This window comes from Janthinobacterium sp. NKUCC08_JDC, assembly GCF_019345575.1.
Classification (GTDB): domain Bacteria; phylum Pseudomonadota; class Gammaproteobacteria; order Burkholderiales; family Burkholderiaceae_D; genus Janthinobacterium; species Janthinobacterium aestuarii.
The window spans coordinates 142,793-159,580 of sequence record NZ_JAHKQW010000004.1; the positions used below are offsets into that span (position 1 = coordinate 142,793).

Consider the following 16,788-nt stretch of genomic DNA (forward strand, 5'->3'; position numbering starts at 1 on the left):
GAGAAAGCAACATAGCCATCCAATCAATTCTTTTTCGCTTGTGATATCGATTTGCGTATCACCTGCCGCCCATCCCCTGGCCTGCTTACCGTTTGGCGGCCGGCAATTGCCGGCTTTGATAGCGGTTCAAGTCGCGCGCGTCGACTTGCGGCCAGCCATCCTTGTCCCATGTCATGGGCAGGATCTTGAGCTTCTGCAAATAATTGTCCGCCGTTTCATAGGCGTGCAGCACCAGATAATCCTTGCCGTCAAACGTATAGGCGCTGTTGTGGCCGAGGCCTTGCCAGTCCTTGTCGCCTTTCAGCAGCACCGTGCCGCCGCCCTGCGCCATGTCGCGGCCATCCTTGTCCAGATACGGACCCGTCACGCTTTTTGAGCGTCCCACGGCCAGGTGATACGTGCTTTTTTCTTTCTGGCAGCACAAGCCCCAGGAAACGAAGAGGAAGTAATCGTTGCCGTGTTGGAAGATGAACGGTGCCTCGATTTCCTCGGGCGCAGGCTTGAATTCGCCTGCGCGTGGCGGCAGGGGTACGCGGCGCGCCAGCGAGTGCCACTCTTGCGGTTCCGCAATGTGGGTCCAGTCCGGCGTCAGTTTCACCAGCTTGATGCCATTCCAGAAGGAGCCGAACGACATCCACAGCGTGCCCTTGGCATCGGTAATGATGTTCGAATCGATGGCATTCCACTCGTCGCGCTCGGGCACCGATTGCAGCAGCATGCCCTGGTCGACCCAGCGGTAGTCGGGCGAGCGGGGATTCAAGGTGGTGTTGACGGTCACGCCGATGCCGGACGTGTTCTTGCCGAAGCCGGACACCGAGTAGTACAGGTAATATTTTCCGTCGTGAAATTGCACGTCGGGCGCCCAGATATGGTCGTCAAAGCTGGGAGCAGCTGTTTTTGCCCAGGTAGGCTGGCCGGCGAAGACACGCCCTTCCGGTTGCCAGTCAACCATGTTTTTCGAACTGTAGAAGGTGATGCCGGGGCCCGTGCTGTACAAATAATACGTGTCGCCTTCCTTGGCCATCACGGGGTCGTGCACGCTGACCTGGGCCGCGTGCGCGGCAGCCATGATCGCCAGGGTGCTCAGGATGGCGGCCATGCCGCGTGTCAATGTGTGCATCGTCTTCTCCAAAATGGTCAGCCGGCCCGTCATGCGGGCCGGCCTGATGAGTGACAGGTGAGCGACAGCTTAGTCGACGGCCACCACCACCACGGCCTTGGCAGGCACCGACACGGTCAGCTTGCCGCCTTGCGCCTGGGCATTAAACGCCACCGGCTGCACGGCTTGCGGTTGCGCAAAGCTGTTGACGGCATCCATCTTGCCCGCGGTCAGCATGCGGCCCGTCACGCTGGCCACTTGCTTGCCGGCCAATGCCACGCTCACGTCGACCGCCTTGTGCGGGTTCGTGTTGACCAGCGACAGATACACCTTGCCATCCTTGCCGCGCGCGGCCGAGGCGCTCACTTCCGGAATACTGACCTTGCCCAGGCTGTACTTGCCATTGCCCTGGATGGCGACCGGCAGGGACGTGGCATCCTGGAACGGCACGTACATTTCAAATGCGTGATACGTAGGCGTGAGGAAATATTTGTCCTTGTCGGTGATGATCATCGCCTGCAGCACATTGACCATTTGCGCGATATTCGTCATGCGCACGCGGTCCGCGTGGGCGTGGAAAATATTGAAGTTCAGGGCGGCGACCAAGGCGTCGCGCAAGCTGTTTTGCTGGAACAGGAAACCGGTGTTGGTGCCCGGCTCCACGTCGTACCAGGTGCCCCATTCATCGACGTACAAGCCCGTCTTTTTCGAGGGATCGTTCTTGTCGATGGCGGCGATATTGTTCTTGATCAAGCTATCGATGCGCAGGGTGCGGCTCAGGGTGGAAATCCACTCATTTTCGCCAAAGCCCGTGGCGGCGCCCTTCTTTTCCCAGACGCCCGTCGGCACCGTGTAGTAGTGGAAACTGATGGCGTCCATCATGTTCGGCTTGATTTCGCGGCTCAGGGTGCTGGACCAGCTGATGTCGTCGTCATTGCCGCCGCTGGCGATGAATTTCGGGCGTGCGCTTTCCGGCGTCTTCATGAAGGTGTGATAGTGCTTGTACAGGTCGGCATAGTACTGCGGGCGCATATTGCCGCCGCAACCCCAGGCTTCATTGCCGATGCCAAAGTAATCGACTTTATACGGCTGGGCGCGGCCATTCTTGCGGCGCAGCTCGGCCAGGGTCGATTTGCTGTCCGACGTCATGTATTCGAGCCATTCGGACATTTCCTGCGGCGTGCCGGAACCGAGGTTGCCGTTGATGTAGGTCTGCGCGCCCAAAAGCTCGGCCAGGTCGAAGAATTCGTGCGTGCCGACGGCGTTCGATTCTTCCACGCCGCCCCAGTTGGTGTTGACCTTGGTCGGGCGCTTGTCACGCGCGCCGATGCCGTCCTTCCAGTGGTATTCATCGGCAAAACAGCCGCCCGGCCAGCGGACCAGGGGCACGTGCAACTGTTTCAGCGCGCCCAGCACGTCGTTGCGCCAGCCCTTGGTATTCGGAATGGAAGACTCCGGCCCCACCCACATGCCTTCATAGATACCGGTACCCAGATGCTCGGCGAACTGGCCGTACACGTTCTTGTTGATCACGGAACCGGGCTTGGCCACGTCGATGGTGACCTTGACGGGCGCGGCAAAGGCGCTGCCGACGGCCATGGCCAGGCTGAGGGCCACGATGCTGGTATGGATGAGTTTCATGCTGTCTCCTGTTTTTTAGTGAAAAGCAAGGGCCGGGATCAACCCGGCAATATGGAATGGCGATGCCTCTCCTGCCGCGGGGTTGGGGCGGCAAGAGCGGTGTTTCAAGATTGGAGGGCCGGTCAGTACCGGCGCGGATTAAGCGATGCGCTAAGGCTTAGATCCAGCCAGCATCCACAATGAATTCCTGACTGGAGCACATCGCGCCGTCATCGGAGGCAAGGAACAGCACCATGGCGGCGATGTCCTGTGGCATCAACTTGCTTGGCAAGCATTGGCTTTTCTTGATTTCCACTTCAGCCGCGTCGTCGACCCACAGGTCGATCTGGCGCTGCGTCATGACCCAGCCCGGTGTGACGGTGTTGACGCGGATATTGTGGGCGCCAAAGTCGCGCGCCAGGCCCCGCGTGAGGCCCACGACGGCGGCCTTGGTGGTGGCATACACAGGGTAGCCGCCCGACTTCATGTGCCAGGAAATCGAGCTGACGTTGATGATGGAACCGCCGCCCTTGCGCTTCATGCCCTCGAAGACGGCCTGGCACGTGAAGAACATGGGACGCTGATTGATCGCAATGCGCTCGTTCCAGTATTCCAGGGTGACGTCCTGCGCCTGGTGGCGCTGGTCGTTGGCGGCATTGTTGACGAGGATATCGAAGTCGCCCAGCTTGTCGGCCAGTTCGGCCATGACGACTTGCAATGATGGGATATCCGTGATGTCGCAATGGCGGAAAATGGGCGCCGTCAGGCCAGCTTCGGCCAGGCGGCGGCACAGGGCCTCGCTCGCTTCCACGGCGATATCGACAAACGCCACCAGTGCGCCCTGAGCGGCAAATTCCGCCACCAAAGATTCGCCGATGCCGCTGCCGCCACCCGTGATGAACACGCGCTTGCCCTGCAAGCTGCCATATTTCGCCAATTGCTTCATCTTGTCTCCGCCTGTGTATTTTTATTTTTTGTGATTAAAGTTTGCCCAGCACGCCATCGTGACGACGCCAGATCCCCAGCGGATTATCGTCGCGCAGCGACTCCGGCAGCAAGTCTTGCGGCAGGTTCTGGTAGGACACGGGACGCAGGAAGCGGTTGATGGCCGCCGTGCCGACCGAGGTGCTGCGGCCATCCGACGTGGCCGGGAACGGGCCGCCGTGCACCATGGCCGTCGACACTTCCACGCCCGTCGGGAAACCGTTGGCCAGGATGCGGCCCACGCGGCGTTCCAGCACGGGCAGCAGGCGGCGCGCATCGTCCACGTCGCCGGCATCGATTTGCAGGGTGGCCGTCAGCTGGCCTTCCAGGCTTTCCGTGATCGCCAGCAATTGCTCGATGTCGCGGCAGGCGACCAGCAGGGAAGCGGGACCGAAGACTTCGTCGCGCAGATCGTGCTTGGCCAAAAACGCTTCGCCCGAAGTCACGAACAGGGCGGCGGCACCCTTGCCTTCGTCGCCCGTGTTTTGCACCAGCGGCGTCACGTCGGCATGCTGCGCCAGTGCGGCGACGCCCTTGGCATAGCTGCTGGCTATGCCAGCCGTCAACATGGTGGCGGCAGGCGCCGGCGCCAGCGCTTCGGCGGCAGCGGCGGCAAACGCCGTAAAGTCAGGGCCTTCCAGGCCCAGCACGAGGCCGGGATTGGTGCAGAACTGGCCCACGCCCATCGTCAGCGAGGCCGCAAAACCGCTTGCAATCGCCGCGCCACGGGCAGCCAGCGCTTGCGGCAACACGAAGACGGGATTGATGCTGCTCATTTCCGCATACACGGGTATCGGTTGCGCACGTTCCGCCGCCACCTTCATCAAGGCGATGCCGCCCGAACGCGAACCCGTAAAGCCGACGGCCTGGATGGCGGGATGCGCCACCAGGGTCTGGCCGATGCCATTGCCCGTGCCTGTCAGCAAGGCGAACACGCCGGCCGGCAGCTTGCAGATGGCAATCGCTTTCACGATCGCGCGCGCCACCAGCTCCGACGTGCCCGGATGGGCCGAATGGGCTTTCAGGACGACGGGACAGCCTGCAGCCAGGGCCGAGGCCGTATCGCCGCCGGCCACCGAGAAGGCCAGCGGGAAATTACTGGCCGCAAACACGGCAACAGGGCCCAGGCCGATCATGCGCAAACGCAAATCGGGACGCGGCGGCGTGCGTTCCGGCAAAGCCGAATCGATGCGCGCATCCGTCCACGATCCTTCGCGCAGCAAGCCGGCGAACAATTTCAATTGACCCACCGTGCGACCACGTTCGCCTTCCAGGCGCGCGCGCGGCAAGCCGCTTTCCGTCATGGCGCGCACGATCAGGTCGTCGCCCAGCTCGAGGATTTGCGCGGCGATGGTGTCGAGAAAATCGGCGCGTTCCGCGTCGCTGGTGGCGCGGAAAGGGTCGAATGCGGCTTGGGCCAGGCGGCACGCCGCGTCGATTTGCGCGGCATCGACCATGTGGAAAGCGGGCGCGATGTGGGCGCGCGCGGCCGGGTCCCACGCTTCGAAAGAGCCGCCATTGCCCTTGACGGCGACGCCGCCGATCAATGCATCACCGGTGATATTGAAACTCATAATGTGCTCACTTTCGCAAATTCGGTTGGGAAGACATCGAGGCGGTTGCGCAAGGCAGGGCCAAAGGCCGGCGCTTCGATTTCAAAGGTTTCGCCAGGCGCCACGCTCACGCCATCGGCAAAGCTTAACGTTGCCGTGCCAAAGAAGTGTACGTGCACGTCGCCAGGGCGCTTGAACAGCGGATATTTGAAGTGATGATGTTCCAGGTTGGCGATCGTGTGCGACATATTCTCTTCGCCGCTGACGAACGCTTTTTCCCAGCGTACATTGCCAGCCGCGTCCAGCACACGCGAAGTACCGGCGATATGCGCGGGCAATTCGCCCACCAGCAGGGCCGGGCCCACGCTGCAGGCGCGCAGTTTCGAGTGGGCCAGGTACAGATAGTTCTGGCGCTCCGTGATGTGGTCCGAGAATTCATTGCCGATGGCGTAGCCGACGCGGTAGGGCTGGCCATCGTCGCCGATCACATACAGGCCGGCGATTTCCGGCTCTTCGCCGCCATCGAGGGCAAAGTCCGGCATGCGCAGCGGCTGGCCGCCGGCGCGCACAATGGAGCCGTCGCCTTTATAGAACCATTCGGGCTGGGCGCCGGCCGTACCGTCAGCCGGCTTGCCGCCTTCCACGCCCAGGCGGAACATTTTCATCGAATCGCTCAAGGATTCCGCGTCGCCGCCGATCTTCTTGTGCATGGCGTCGCGCGCGCCGGCGCTGCCCAAATGGGTCAGGCCCGTGCCCGTCACGTAGCAGTGCGCTTCATCGGCGTGGTCGAGCGGCGGCAGCACACGTCCGGCAGCGGCCACGTCCGCATAGGAATGCGTGGTGTTGCCGACAGTGGCGTTGACCAGGTCCGCCAGGCTGACTTTCTTTCGGATGGCGTCTTGCGCCAGCGCATACGTCGTGTTGTAGCCTTCGATGACGCGGATGACGTCGTCTTGCAGCAGGCCGACGAGGCGGCCGCCGTGTTCATTCGTAAATTGCAGCAACAGCATGGGATTCTCCGCTTAGTGTGAGTGGCGCGGCACGGCGGAACCGCGATTGCCGACCAGGAAGTCGAAATCGCAGCCTTCATCGGCCTGCAACACGTGTTCGATGTACAGCTGCTGGTAGCCGCTCTTCGGCCCGGGCGCGCTGCCCAGTTCGCGGGCCGCCAGGCGCTCGGCGATTTCCGCGTCGCTGATGTCGATGTTCAAGCTGCCGTTGTGGCAGTCGAGGGCGATCATGTCGCCGTCGCGCACGATGCCCAGCGGGCCGCCGGCCATCGCTTCCGGCGCCACGTGCAGGACGACGGTACCGTAGGCTGTGCCGCTCATGCGCGCATCCGAGATACGCACCATGTCGGTGATGCCTTGCGCCAGCAGTTTCGGCGGCAAGCCCATGTTGCCCACTTCCGCCATGCCAGGATAGCCTTTCGGGCCGCAGTTCTTCATGACCAGCACGGAGTTCGCGTCGACATCGAGATCCGGATCAACGATGCGCGCCTTGTAATGTTCAAAATCCTCAAACACGACGGCCTTGCCGCGGTGCTGCATCAGGTGTGGCGAGGCGGCCGACGGTTTCAACACGGCGCCGCGTGGCGCCAGATTGCCGCGCAACACGCAAATGCCGCCATCGGCCAGCAAGGGGTTATCCAAGGTGCGCACCACCTCGTCGTTGTAGATCGGCGCTTCGACGCAGTTGTCCCACAGCGACTTGCCGTTGACGGTCAGCGCATTCTTGTGCGGCAGCAGATCGCCCTCGCCCAGGCGGCGGATGACGGCCGGCAAGCCGCCCGCATAATAAAACTCTTCCATCAGGAAACGGCCCGACGGCAGCAAGTCGACGATGGTCGGCGTGCCGCGGCCTACCTTGGTCCAGTCTTCCAGCTCCAAAGGCACGCCGATGCGGCCGGCAATCGCTTTCAGGTGGATCACGGCATTGGTCGAGCCACCGATGGCGGCGTTGACCTTGATGGCGTTTTCAAACGCTTCGCGCGTCAGCACTTTCGACAGGCGCAGGTCTTCGTGCACCATTTCGACGATGCGGATGCCCGACATGTGGGCCAGCACGTAGCGGCGCGAATCGACGGCGGGGATGGCCGCGTTGTGCGGCAGGGACGTGCCCAGCGCTTCAGCCATGCTGGCCATCGTCGAAGCCGTGCCCATGGTGTTACAGGTACCGGCCGAGCGCGACATGCCCGATTCGGCCGACATGAACTGGTGCAAGGTGATCGATCCCGCCTTCATCTGCTCGTGCAACTGCCATACGGCCGTGCCGGAACCGATGTCCTTGCCATTGAGCTTGCCGTTCAGCATGGGGCCGCCGCTGACGACGATGGTCGGGATGTCGACGCTGGCAGCGCCCATCAGCAGCGCCGGCGTCGTCTTGTCGCAGCCGACCAGCAGCACGACGGCGTCCATCGGATTGCCGCGGATCGATTCTTCCACGTCCATCGACGCCAGGTTGCGCGTCAGCATGGCCGTCGGGCGCAAATTCGATTCGCCATTCGAGAAGACAGGGAATTCCACTGGGAAACCGCCCGCTTCCAGGATGCCGCGCTTGACGTGCTCGGCCAATTGGCGGAAATGCGCGTTGCAAGGGGTCAGTTCGGACCAGGTATTGCAGATGCCGATGATGGGCTTGCCGTGAAACTCGTGGTCAGGTATGCCCTGGTTTTTCATCCAGCTGCGGTACATGAAGCCGTTCTTGTCCTGCGAGCCGAACCACTCGGCAGAGCGCAGGGCAACCTTCTTTTTTGTCTCAGACATGCCATTCTCCTGGTTGTGCCATGCCGGATCTAATGTCGTCGGCCCGGGCAGCGATGTTGGAATACTAAAGAATCCTGCCATGCCTTTCCAATCAATTTTTAATGCGTTCCGATATCGAAAACGATATCCATCAGCACTAATGAAAACGCCCTGCGCGCGCGTGGCGGCAGGGCGTGAAAGGTTTTTGGGGTCTGCAACGATTATTCTGCGGAAAACCGATAGACCGTTTCCGTCTGATACACCTCGCCCGGGCGCAAAATGGTATTCGGGAAGTGCGGCTGGTTCGGCGAATCCGGGAAATGCTGGGTTTCCAGGCATAGCGCGCCGCGGTAGCGGATGGCGCCCTGCTTGCCCTGCTGGCTGCCGTCGAGGAAATTGCCCGAATAAAACTGGATGCCCGGCTCCTGCGTGTATACCTGCATCGCCCTGCCCGATTGCGGCTCGCGCACGGTGGCGGCCAGGTTCAGTCTGTCCCCCGGCTTTTGATTCAGCACAAAGTTATGGTCGTAGCCGCGGCCGATGCGCAGCTGCTCATGCGGCAGAGCTATGCTGCTGCCGATGACGGTGCTCTGGCGCAAGTCGAACGGCGTGCCGGACACATCTGCCAATTCGCCCGAGGGGATCGACCCCGCGTCCACGGGCAGGTAGCGGTCCGCGTTGATGGACAACTCGTGGCCGAGGATATCGCCGTGCCCCGCCAAATTGAAATAGCTGTGGTTGGTCAAGTTGACCGGCGTGGCTTGGTCCGTCACGGCGTGATAGCGCAGGCTCAGCGCGTTATCGTTGTCCAGTTCGTACACGACGGTGACATCCAGCTTGCCCGGGTAGCCGTCTTCGCCGTGCGGGCTGCTGCGCGTGAACGTGATACCGGCGGCGTCATCCCTGGTGAACGGCGCGGCTTGCCACATGACCTGGTGAAAACCCTGGTTTCCGCCATGCAAGTGATTGGGCGGGTTGTTGACGGCCAACTGGTAATCCTTGCCGTCCAGACTGAACCGTCCCTCGGCGATGCGGTTGCCGAAGCGGCCGATGACAGCGCCCAGGAAAGCGCTGTTGTGCAGATACGGCTCGATGCGGTCGAAACCGAGTACCACGTCGGCAAAGCTGCCGTCGCGGTCCGGCACGTGGAGTTCGCTGATGATGGCGCCAAAGTCGAGCACCTTGACTTGCATGCCCTGGCGGTTCGTCAGGGTAAATACGCTGACGTGCTGGCCATCGGGCAGGATGCCGAACGGCAACTGCGTCACTGAAACAGAATCAACTGGGGTCATGGCGTCGGGTCCAGGTTTTACAGGGTCGATGAGCGGCCAAACACGGGCATGCCTTGCGCATCCCAGCGCAACGGTTTGACAAACGTGTGGCGGTCCGGGTTCCACAAAGGGTCGCCAACGATTTCCGTGTAGGTGCGGGCATGGTACACCAGCAATACGCCGTCGCCATCGCCGGCCGTCGTGAAGCTGTTGTGGCCGGGACCGTAAATGCCGTGCTCGTAGCAGGTGGCAAACACGGGCTCGGGCGACTTGGTCCACGAGAACGGATCGAGCAGGTCGGCGGAGTCGTCGGCCCACAGCAAGCCCATCGCATAGTTTTCATCGGTGGCGCTGGCCGAATAGCTGATGAAGATCTTGCCGTTACGCTTCAGCACGGACGGCCCCTCATTGACCCAGAAGCCGCGGATTTCCCAGTCGAATTCCGGTTTGCTCAGCATCACGGGCGGACCGGCCAGCTGCCACGGCGTGGCCATCGGCGCGATGTACAGGTTCGAATTGCCCTCGATGGCGACATCTTTCTGCGCCCACAGGTAGTACAGCACACCGTCGTGCTCGAACGTGGTGGCGTCCAGGCAGAAGGTGTCGATGCCCGTGTCGATCTGGCCCATGAATTCCCATTCGCCAATCAAAGGATTGGCGTTCGTATTGCGGATCGCATACATGCGGTGCTGGAACAACTTATGTTTGATCTCGCGGCTTGGCGCGGCGGCGAAGTACACATACCATGCGCCCTGGTTGAAGTGCAATTCCGGCGCCCACACCAGTTCGCTGTACGGGCCCGTTTCCGGCTTGTGCCACACGTCGACCGTTTGCGCGTCGGCCAGGCCGGCGATGCTGTCGGCGCGGCGCAGTTCAATGCGGTCGTACTGGGGCACGGACGCCGTAAAGTAATAATAGCCGTCGCTGTGACGGTAGATATGCGGGTCGGCGCGCTGTTCGATCAGCGGTTTCAAGACGTCTGCCATGTTGCTTGCTCCATTCAATTATTCTTACGCAGCCACGTAGCCGCGCTTGTGCATTTCCGACTTCACGCCGCTGTAGTACGTATCGCTGATGCGGTACTTGAACATCAGCAAGCCCATCAGCAAGTGGAAAAAGCCGGGGATGATCGACAGCATCAGGGCGATACCGTTCAGGGCGAATTGCGTTTGCTCATGGTTGGGCTGGTAGTCGAAATACGCGAGCAACACGCCCACCAGACCGCCCGCCACCGCCATGCCCGCCTTCTGGCAGACGGAGATGCCGCCAAAGGCGAAGCCCGAGACGCGCTTGCCCGTTTTCACTTGACCGTAATCGATGGTTTCCGCGATGGCCGACCAGAACACGGGCGCGTGCAAGTCCACGACAAAGGACAGCAGGAAATACAGGGCAAAGGCCAGCACGGTGTCGCTCGGCTTCACAAAGAAATAGATGGCCAGGCTGATCAGGGCGACCCCGATCTGCGTGTAGCGGAACAGTTTTACCTTGCAATAAAATTTGGTGATCCAGGTCGAGGCGATCATGGCCAGGATGGCGGCCACCACGCCCGTCGTGAGGAAGGCGGCCACGGTTTCCGTGCTGCCGCCCAGATAGTATTTCGCGTAATAAATGGCGACGGAACCGCGCACCACGTAGCCGATGGTGCCCGTGACGCACACGCCGCACAGCACCAGCCACTGGTCGTTCTGCAGCAGCACTTTCAACTGCGCAATCAGCGATTGCTTTTCCACCACGTGCACGACGCGCTCGGTGGTGGAGAAATAGCAGAACAGGAAAAGGGCCACGCCCATGACGGCCATCACGGCCATGGCCGCCTGGTAGCCGACGGCCGGGTTGCCGCCGCCCCAGCGCTGCGACAGGATTGGCACGACGATGGTCACCATGAAGGCGCCGATCTTGGCGAAGAACAGGCGGTAGCCGTTGGCCGACAGGCGGTCCTGCGGGTCGCTGGTCAGTCCGCTGATCAGGGAGATATACGGAATGCCCACGCCGGCCGTCATGATGGTCATCAGGATATACGTCGAGTATGCCCAGATCAGCTTGGCGTCATAGTGCCACTCGGGCGTGCTGAAGACAAAGAAGACGCTGACGCCATACGGCACGGCCAGCCACAGCAGATATGGACGGTAGCGGCCCGAGGCAAAGCTGTAGCGGTCGGTGATCTGGCCCATGACCAGGTCGGCAATGGCGCCGATGACTTTCACGGCCACGAACAGCAGGGCCAGGTCGGTGGTTTTCAAGCCATAGATATCGGTATAGAAAAAGGTGATGATCAACATCATCGACGAAATGACGACATTGAGCGCCATGTCGCCGGCGCCGAAGCCGACCTTTTCAACGGTAGATAATTTTTGCGTCTCCATGCTTTCCGTCCATTCTTTTTATGATGAATCGTGCGTGACTGCCCAACTGACAGGGGCGTTGCCGGCCGAAACCATGGCAACGCCCTTGATTTTTTACTGTGCGACCAAGTTACATTTTCCAGCGTAAAGAAAGACCCACTGTGCGGTCATAGCGGCGCGTGTCGCGCGGATACACGCCCGCAGTGTTCCAGTAATCCTTGAACTTGGTGTCGAGCAAGTTATTCCCATCGAGGGTCACGGTGAACTGGTCGTTGATCTTGTACGACAGCGAACCGTCAAGCTGGGCCGTCGGCGCCACTTTCAAGTCCAGGCCGGGGCCACCCTGGTTGTAGCTGTCGATGAATTTCGAGCGCCAGTTGTAGGCCAGGCGGCCCGACCACGCGTCTTTTTCGTACAGCACGACTAGGTTGTAGGCATAGCGCGACACGCCCGTGATGGCATGGCTGCCCGTCTCGTCATCGGTAGTGCCGCTCATGTAGGTGCCGTTCGCTTGCAAGCCCAGGCCGCTCAACAGGCCTGGCAAGCCGTCATAAAACTGCTGGTAGCCAATTTCCAGGCCTTGCAGCTTGCCGGCGGCCGTGTTGTAAGGACGATCCACGTCATAGGTCTTGCCGGCGATGGTTTCGCTGGAAATGCGTTGCTGGATATAACCGTCGAACTTGTGGTGGAACACGGTAGCCGTGACGGAACCGGCGGGCGCGAAATACCATTCCAGTGCCGCGTCAACATTGTCGCCCGTGACTGGTTTCAGATTCGGATTGCCGCCCGCGCCCGTCGCCTTCACCGTTTCCGTCGAGTTGACCAGGGCCACGCCCGGGTTCAACTGGGAAAAGCCGGGGCGGCTGATGGTGCGGCCCGCAGCGAAACGGCCGACCAGGTCCGAGCGCAGCTTGATTTTCAGGGCCACGCTCGGCAGCACATCGGTACTGGCCGTGTCGCTGATGACAGGCGTGTAGACGCCATCTTGCGAACTGTTGCCTTGCAAGCTTTGTTCGGTGCGCACGACGCGCACGCCCAGGGTGCCATCGACGGGGTAGGCGCCCAGCTTGAAGGCAACCTTGGCCTTGGTATAGATCGAGTACGTCTTTTCCGTATCCTTGAAGAACGAGCCCGGGTCCATTGCCCGCGCCGCGCTGCTGCCCGTGACGGCTTCGCGGATGGTGCCCGTGTTATTGAGCAGGAAGCTGGCGCACGGCGTGTACCACTGCTTCAAGCCATAGTCGGGGCCGCCGCTGGACATCGGTTCCGACAGACAATTGAGGCCCGGAATCGACGTCACACTCTGGCGGCCGAACGGAAACGCGGCGCCGGACACGTCCGGTGCTTCCGCATTGCCCTCGAAACTCTTGATCGATTCGGCTTCGCGCTTCACGCCGCGCAGGCCGACGCTGATTTCCTTGAAGATGCCCCCCGCGCTCGGCGTGTACGCCAGGTCGGCGCGCACGTCGTTCGAGCTGCCCTGGTCACGGCCGTAGCGGTCGAAGAAACCCTTCAGATAGTAGTTCGACGGGTCTTGCAAATCGCTGCCCGTGTAGTCCACGTGCAAGGTGCCGTTCTGGTTGGTATTGATGCGGGCATTCGGCACGACAGTGATGGCGTCGAGAATCGGGTTGCGCCAGGCATACGTGCTTTTGGTGCTGGCCACTTCCGATGTGAAACGCCATTCCGGATTGATATCCCACAAGCCGCCCACGGCAAATTGATGCGTCTTCGTCTCGTTCTTGTTCGCCTGCGTCGACATGATGGTGTTGACGTTGGTGGACGTGAGCGTTTGCAGCTGGTTGGTGCCGGGAATTTTTGTAGCCGACACGGGCGTGCCCCACCACGGCAAGCCGACAAAGTAATCGGACTCGGCATCGAGCAGGAAGCGCGTGGCCATGCCTTCCGCGTACAGCTCGACGTCGGCGTTCGGGCGCCATTGCAGCACGGCATTGGCGGTGGTGCGGCGGCGGTCGCCCTTGATCGGCAGCAAGCCCACCTGGTCCGGCCCCGTCAAACCGGGCGACAGGAAACTTTTATCCACGGGCGCCGTATTGAACGCGCGCTCCTCATGGTAACGATGCTGCTGCTGCGACAAGCCCAGCAGCGCGCCCACTTCGCCGATGCCCGTCTTCCAGCGGTTCGACAGCATGCCGCTGATGTTCGGGTCGGTGGCCTTGGATTTGTCGCTGTAGACGGCGCGCGTATTCACGCTGGCCGTGAAATCCTTGAAATCGAACGGACGATTGGTGCGCACGTCGATGATGCCGGCCACGCCGCCTTCGACCTGGTCCGCACCCTGCGATTTATAGACGTCGACGCGCTGCAGCATGGTGGCGGGAATGTCGGCCAGGTTGACGTAGCGGCCCGTGGTGGTAAACAGCTCGCGGCCGTTGAGCAGGGTCGTGACATCGCGCAAGCCGCGGATCATGACGGCGCTCGCCTCGCCCGAATCACGGCGGATCTGGATGCCGGAAATGCGCGCCAGGGTTTCGGCCACGTTGTTATCGGGGAATTTACCGATATCGTCGGCCACGATGGAATCGATGACCTGGTCCGAGCGCATCTTGATCTGCTGGGAATTCTGGGCCGAACGGCGCACGCCGCTGACGGTCACGACCGACACTTCCGCCGCCGGCTCGGCACCGGCATCGGCCGCCACCGCATCCTGCGTCCACACCGAAGCCGTGCTCAGCAAGCCAATACCGGCCAGTGCCGCAACGGCTGCCTTCAAGGTGAATGGACGAGGGGAAGTGGCCGCGAGCGGACCGGTGGCGTTGCGCATCATGAATCTCCAGATATTGTATTGATATTTTTTGTATCGCTTGCATGTCGTTCGCATGCTCGGCGTTTATCTTAGGGGCTGGGCGATAATCTCTCCAATCAATTTTTCCACTGTTTCGATATCAATATTGATATCAGCGGCTGAGGGACTTTGGAGGTTGTAAACAGACAACGGCAGGGGCGTCAGGGACGTTTCAGGCAGGGCGGTGCCTGAAAAAAGCAGTTCAAGCCTCAGGAAAACGCAGGCAGGTATTTCAAGGGTGGCGGAGCGGTGGAGCGGAGGCTAGAGCAAGGCAATCGCGGAACGCAGCAACTTGCCCAGTTGCGGCAAGCCTTGCGCTTCGTAGGTGGCAATCAGTTCGGCGGCGGATCTGGGCGGTTTTCGCAAGCGTGCCCGGTTTTCCTTGACGACACTGAGCATGCGTATCGGCGCCAGTTCATACTGCGCTACCAAAAAATCATCGGGGTGCAAGACTTCAATATTGTGCCCTCGCATGATCGCGTCCGGGAAGTCTTTGAGATTGAATGTGACGACGGCGTCCGCATGTCCCACGATGGCTGCCGCCAGCACGTGCCGGTCGTCGGCATCGGGCAAGACCAAGGCATCAATCAGGTATTCGTACGACTCGATCAGGCCGTCCTCCACTGCCTCGGCCATCAGTACGCTGGTGCGTGCCAACGCCGAAGGGTCGAGATCAGGCCGCTTAAGCAGCAAGTTGCGTTGCCACTCCTCCTGTATCTGCGCTGTCCAGCGTGCGCTGAAGATACCGTCCGCCGCCAAACTCAGCAATAGATCACGCAAGGGTGCCGGATACAGCACACAGGCATCGAGGACGGCGGTGTAACGGTAGTATCCGGCCATCAGTACCCCAGTTCAAGCTCCTGGGCCTGATCTGCCAAGGCCTGCAAAGCCTGTTGCGAACGCCGTTTGCGCTCATCCTTGTACTGCACCACATCCTCAAAGCGCAGCCGGCGGTGCGTACCCACCTTATGATGGGGAATCTTCCCAGCCTCGAGCAGGCGCACCAGATAGGGCCGCGACATATTCAAATACATCGCCGCTTCCTGCGTCGTCACATCATGTTCCTTCGGCATGACCGTCACGGCCTTACCTTGCGCCAGGGTGCCCAGGACATCGGCAAACAGACGCAATACATTCGGCGGCAAGCGCAGCAAGGGGGCGTCGCCCAAGTCTTGCGCGCCCTCTTCCAGAACGGCAATCTGCACGGCACGCGAATGATCCAGCGCACTGACCAGGCAGCGCTGCGCCGCTTTCGCCAGTTCCAGGTCTTCTTTATTTTCCAGACGATCGATTACATTCGACATGGCATTCCTCCCTGCTTTCCATTCAAGCTTACGAACCAAACGCAATAAACGCAACCAAAATAGTATAACAATTTGTGCAGAGACAAGCACAGGGCTACCCATCAACTGCGAACAGAGGGGGAATAATTGAGGGAAACGACGGGGGGACATCTTGGTGCGGCTGGCGGGGATCGAACCCACGACCCTTGGCTTCGGAGGCCAATACTCTATCCACTGAGCTACAGCCGCGTAGGGGGAATTTCTGAAGTGATGCGAAGGATACCGTTTTTCTTTACCTACGTCTACGGAAACTGTCGTATCGCTGGCAATTGCATGTCACTGCTCAATTTTTGTGCCTATAATTGTGGGTTTCATAAAGGTTTACATCCAAGCATGTAAAAATGCTACCTTACACGGCCATCAGTTTCAAATCTGGACTAAGGACATCATGAGCGACGCACATAACGAACAACAATCAGCGATCAAAACGCCTAAACAATTGCTTGCCGCCGTAGCTGGCTTCTTCCTCGTCACCGTCATCGGCATCATCCTGCTGGTACAGTTCGTCACGGCGCAAAAACTGACGGGCGCCGGTACGGACAGCCAGTCGCCGGAAGCCATTGCCGAGCGCTTGAGTCCGGTTGCCAATGCTGGCTTTACCTTCAAGGATGCCAGCGGTCCGAAAGTGCTGCAAAGCGGCGAAGCCGTCTACACGGCGACCTGCGTGGCTTGCCATGGCGCCGGCGTGGCCGGTGCACCGAAATTTGGCGACGTGGGCGGCTGGTCTGCCCGCCTGGCCCAGGGCTACGATACGGTCCTGAAACACGCCATCGAAGGCTTGCGCGCGATGCCGGCCAAGGGCGGCAATCCGGACCTCGACGATGTGGAAGTGGCGCGCGCCGTTGTCTACATCGCCAACGCGTCGGGCGGCAAGTTCAAGGAACCGGAAGTGCCGGCACCGGCCGCGGCCGCTGATGGCGCTGCTCCTGCAGCCGAGCCTGCCAAATAATTCAGCCAGCGCGCTGAACCAGGAACCGCCCGGATGGGCGGTTTTTTTTCGCCTGCGCATAAGCAGGCGATTTGTCG

At 60.8% G+C, this 16,788-nt stretch carries 13 protein-coding genes and 1 tRNA gene; 1 reads left to right on the top strand and 13 read right to left on the bottom strand.

The genetic code is table 11. From position 1 onward, the window contains the following. Nucleotides 1-85: 85 nt before the first annotated feature. The 13 genes from KO538_RS12975 to KO538_RS13035 form a co-directional block, all read right to left on the bottom strand. On the bottom strand, nucleotides 86-1,120 hold the full coding sequence (locus KO538_RS12975) for an arabinan endo-1,5-alpha-L-arabinosidase (protein WP_257620332.1): 1,035 nt from the start codon (nucleotides 1,118-1,120) through the stop codon (nucleotides 86-88). A gap of 69 nt (nucleotides 1,121-1,189) precedes the next feature. Beyond that, the gene (locus KO538_RS12980; protein WP_219328532.1) at nucleotides 1,190-2,740 is read right to left on the bottom strand and encodes an alpha-N-arabinofuranosidase; all 1,551 of its coding nucleotides are present in this window, start codon (nucleotides 2,738-2,740) and stop codon (nucleotides 1,190-1,192) included. Between the two features lie 157 nt (nucleotides 2,741-2,897). Then, nucleotides 2,898-3,665 (bottom strand): SDR family NAD(P)-dependent oxidoreductase, encoded by a 768-nt coding sequence (locus KO538_RS12985; RefSeq protein WP_219328533.1) that lies wholly within the window; start codon nucleotides 3,663-3,665, stop codon nucleotides 2,898-2,900. 34 nt (nucleotides 3,666-3,699) lie between these two features. Continuing rightward, nucleotides 3,700-5,277, bottom strand: a complete 1,578-nt coding sequence (locus KO538_RS12990; RefSeq protein ID WP_219328534.1) for an aldehyde dehydrogenase (NADP(+)) — start codon at nucleotides 5,275-5,277, stop codon at nucleotides 3,700-3,702. Then, nucleotides 5,274-6,266 (bottom strand): AraD1 family protein, encoded by a 993-nt coding sequence (araD1, locus tag KO538_RS12995; protein WP_219328535.1) that lies wholly within the window; start codon nucleotides 6,264-6,266, stop codon nucleotides 5,274-5,276. The genes KO538_RS12990 and araD1 overlap by 4 nt, the downstream gene beginning before the upstream one ends. 12 nt (nucleotides 6,267-6,278) lie before the next feature. Beyond that, nucleotides 6,279-8,021: an IlvD/Edd family dehydratase gene (locus KO538_RS13000; RefSeq protein WP_034752921.1), complete on the bottom strand. Its 1,743-nt coding sequence runs from the start codon at nucleotides 8,019-8,021 to the stop codon at nucleotides 6,279-6,281. A 200-nt stretch (nucleotides 8,022-8,221) separates the two neighbouring features. Beyond that, on the bottom strand, nucleotides 8,222-9,292 hold the full coding sequence (locus tag KO538_RS13005; RefSeq protein WP_219328536.1) for an aldose epimerase family protein: 1,071 nt from the start codon (nucleotides 9,290-9,292) through the stop codon (nucleotides 8,222-8,224). A 17-nt stretch (nucleotides 9,293-9,309) separates the two neighbouring features. Further along, nucleotides 9,310-10,257, bottom strand: a complete 948-nt coding sequence (locus KO538_RS13010) for a family 43 glycosylhydrolase (RefSeq protein WP_219328537.1) — start codon at nucleotides 10,255-10,257, stop codon at nucleotides 9,310-9,312. A gap of 24 nt (nucleotides 10,258-10,281) precedes the next feature. Continuing rightward, the gene (locus tag KO538_RS13015) at nucleotides 10,282-11,634 is read right to left on the bottom strand and encodes an MFS transporter (RefSeq protein WP_219328538.1); all 1,353 of its coding nucleotides are present in this window, start codon (nucleotides 11,632-11,634) and stop codon (nucleotides 10,282-10,284) included. Between the two features lie 109 nt (nucleotides 11,635-11,743). Then, a complete protein-coding gene (locus KO538_RS13020) occupies nucleotides 11,744-14,401 on the bottom strand; it encodes a TonB-dependent receptor (protein ID WP_219328539.1) in 2,658 nt (885 codons plus the stop codon). A 279-nt stretch (nucleotides 14,402-14,680) separates the two neighbouring features. Next, nucleotides 14,681-15,259 carry a PIN domain-containing protein gene (locus KO538_RS13025; protein WP_034752913.1) on the bottom strand — a complete coding sequence of 193 codons (579 nt, stop codon included), beginning with the start codon at nucleotides 15,257-15,259 and terminating at the stop codon, nucleotides 14,681-14,683. After that, complete coding sequence (locus KO538_RS29655) at nucleotides 15,259-15,903, bottom strand: helix-turn-helix domain-containing protein (RefSeq protein WP_219328540.1); 645 nt, start codon at nucleotides 15,901-15,903, stop codon at nucleotides 15,259-15,261. The genes KO538_RS13025 and KO538_RS29655 overlap by 1 nt, the downstream gene beginning before the upstream one ends. Continuing rightward, nucleotides 15,876-15,951, bottom strand: a tRNA-Arg gene (locus KO538_RS13035). The genes KO538_RS29655 and KO538_RS13035 overlap by 28 nt, the downstream gene beginning before the upstream one ends. A 199-nt stretch (nucleotides 15,952-16,150) precedes the next feature. Between KO538_RS13035 and KO538_RS13040 the strand changes: the two genes are divergently transcribed. Beyond that, on the top strand, nucleotides 16,151-16,711 hold the full coding sequence (locus KO538_RS13040; RefSeq protein ID WP_072455912.1) for a cytochrome c5 family protein: 561 nt from the start codon (nucleotides 16,151-16,153) through the stop codon (nucleotides 16,709-16,711). Nucleotides 16,712-16,788: the final 77 nt, after the last annotated feature.

Coding starts and splice junctions, on each gene's coding strand:
- KO538_RS12975 (WP_257620332.1), bottom strand. CDS start 1,120: ATGCACACATTGACACGCGGCATGGCCGCCATCCTGAGCACCCTGGCG.
- KO538_RS12980 (WP_219328532.1), bottom strand. CDS start 2,740: ATGAAACTCATCCATACCAGCATCGTGGCCCTCAGCCTGGCCATGGCC.
- KO538_RS12985 (WP_219328533.1), bottom strand. CDS start 3,665: ATGAAGCAATTGGCGAAATATGGCAGCTTGCAGGGCAAGCGCGTGTTC.
- KO538_RS12990 (WP_219328534.1), bottom strand. CDS start 5,277: ATGAGTTTCAATATCACCGGTGATGCATTGATCGGCGGCGTCGCCGTC.
- araD1 (WP_219328535.1), bottom strand. CDS start 6,266: ATGCTGTTGCTGCAATTTACGAATGAACACGGCGGCCGCCTCGTCGGC.
- KO538_RS13000 (WP_034752921.1), bottom strand. CDS start 8,021: ATGTCTGAGACAAAAAAGAAGGTTGCCCTGCGCTCTGCCGAGTGGTTC.
- KO538_RS13005 (WP_219328536.1), bottom strand. CDS start 9,292: ATGACCCCAGTTGATTCTGTTTCAGTGACGCAGTTGCCGTTCGGCATC.
- KO538_RS13010 (WP_219328537.1), bottom strand. CDS start 10,257: ATGGCAGACGTCTTGAAACCGCTGATCGAACAGCGCGCCGACCCGCAT.
- KO538_RS13015 (WP_219328538.1), bottom strand. CDS start 11,634: ATGGAGACGCAAAAATTATCTACCGTTGAAAAGGTCGGCTTCGGCGCC.
- KO538_RS13020 (WP_219328539.1), bottom strand. CDS start 14,401: ATGATGCGCAACGCCACCGGTCCGCTCGCGGCCACTTCCCCTCGTCCA.
- KO538_RS13025 (WP_034752913.1), bottom strand. CDS start 15,259: ATGGCCGGATACTACCGTTACACCGCCGTCCTCGATGCCTGTGTGCTG.
- KO538_RS13040 (WP_072455912.1), top strand. CDS start 16,151: ATGAGCGACGCACATAACGAACAACAATCAGCGATCAAAACGCCTAAA.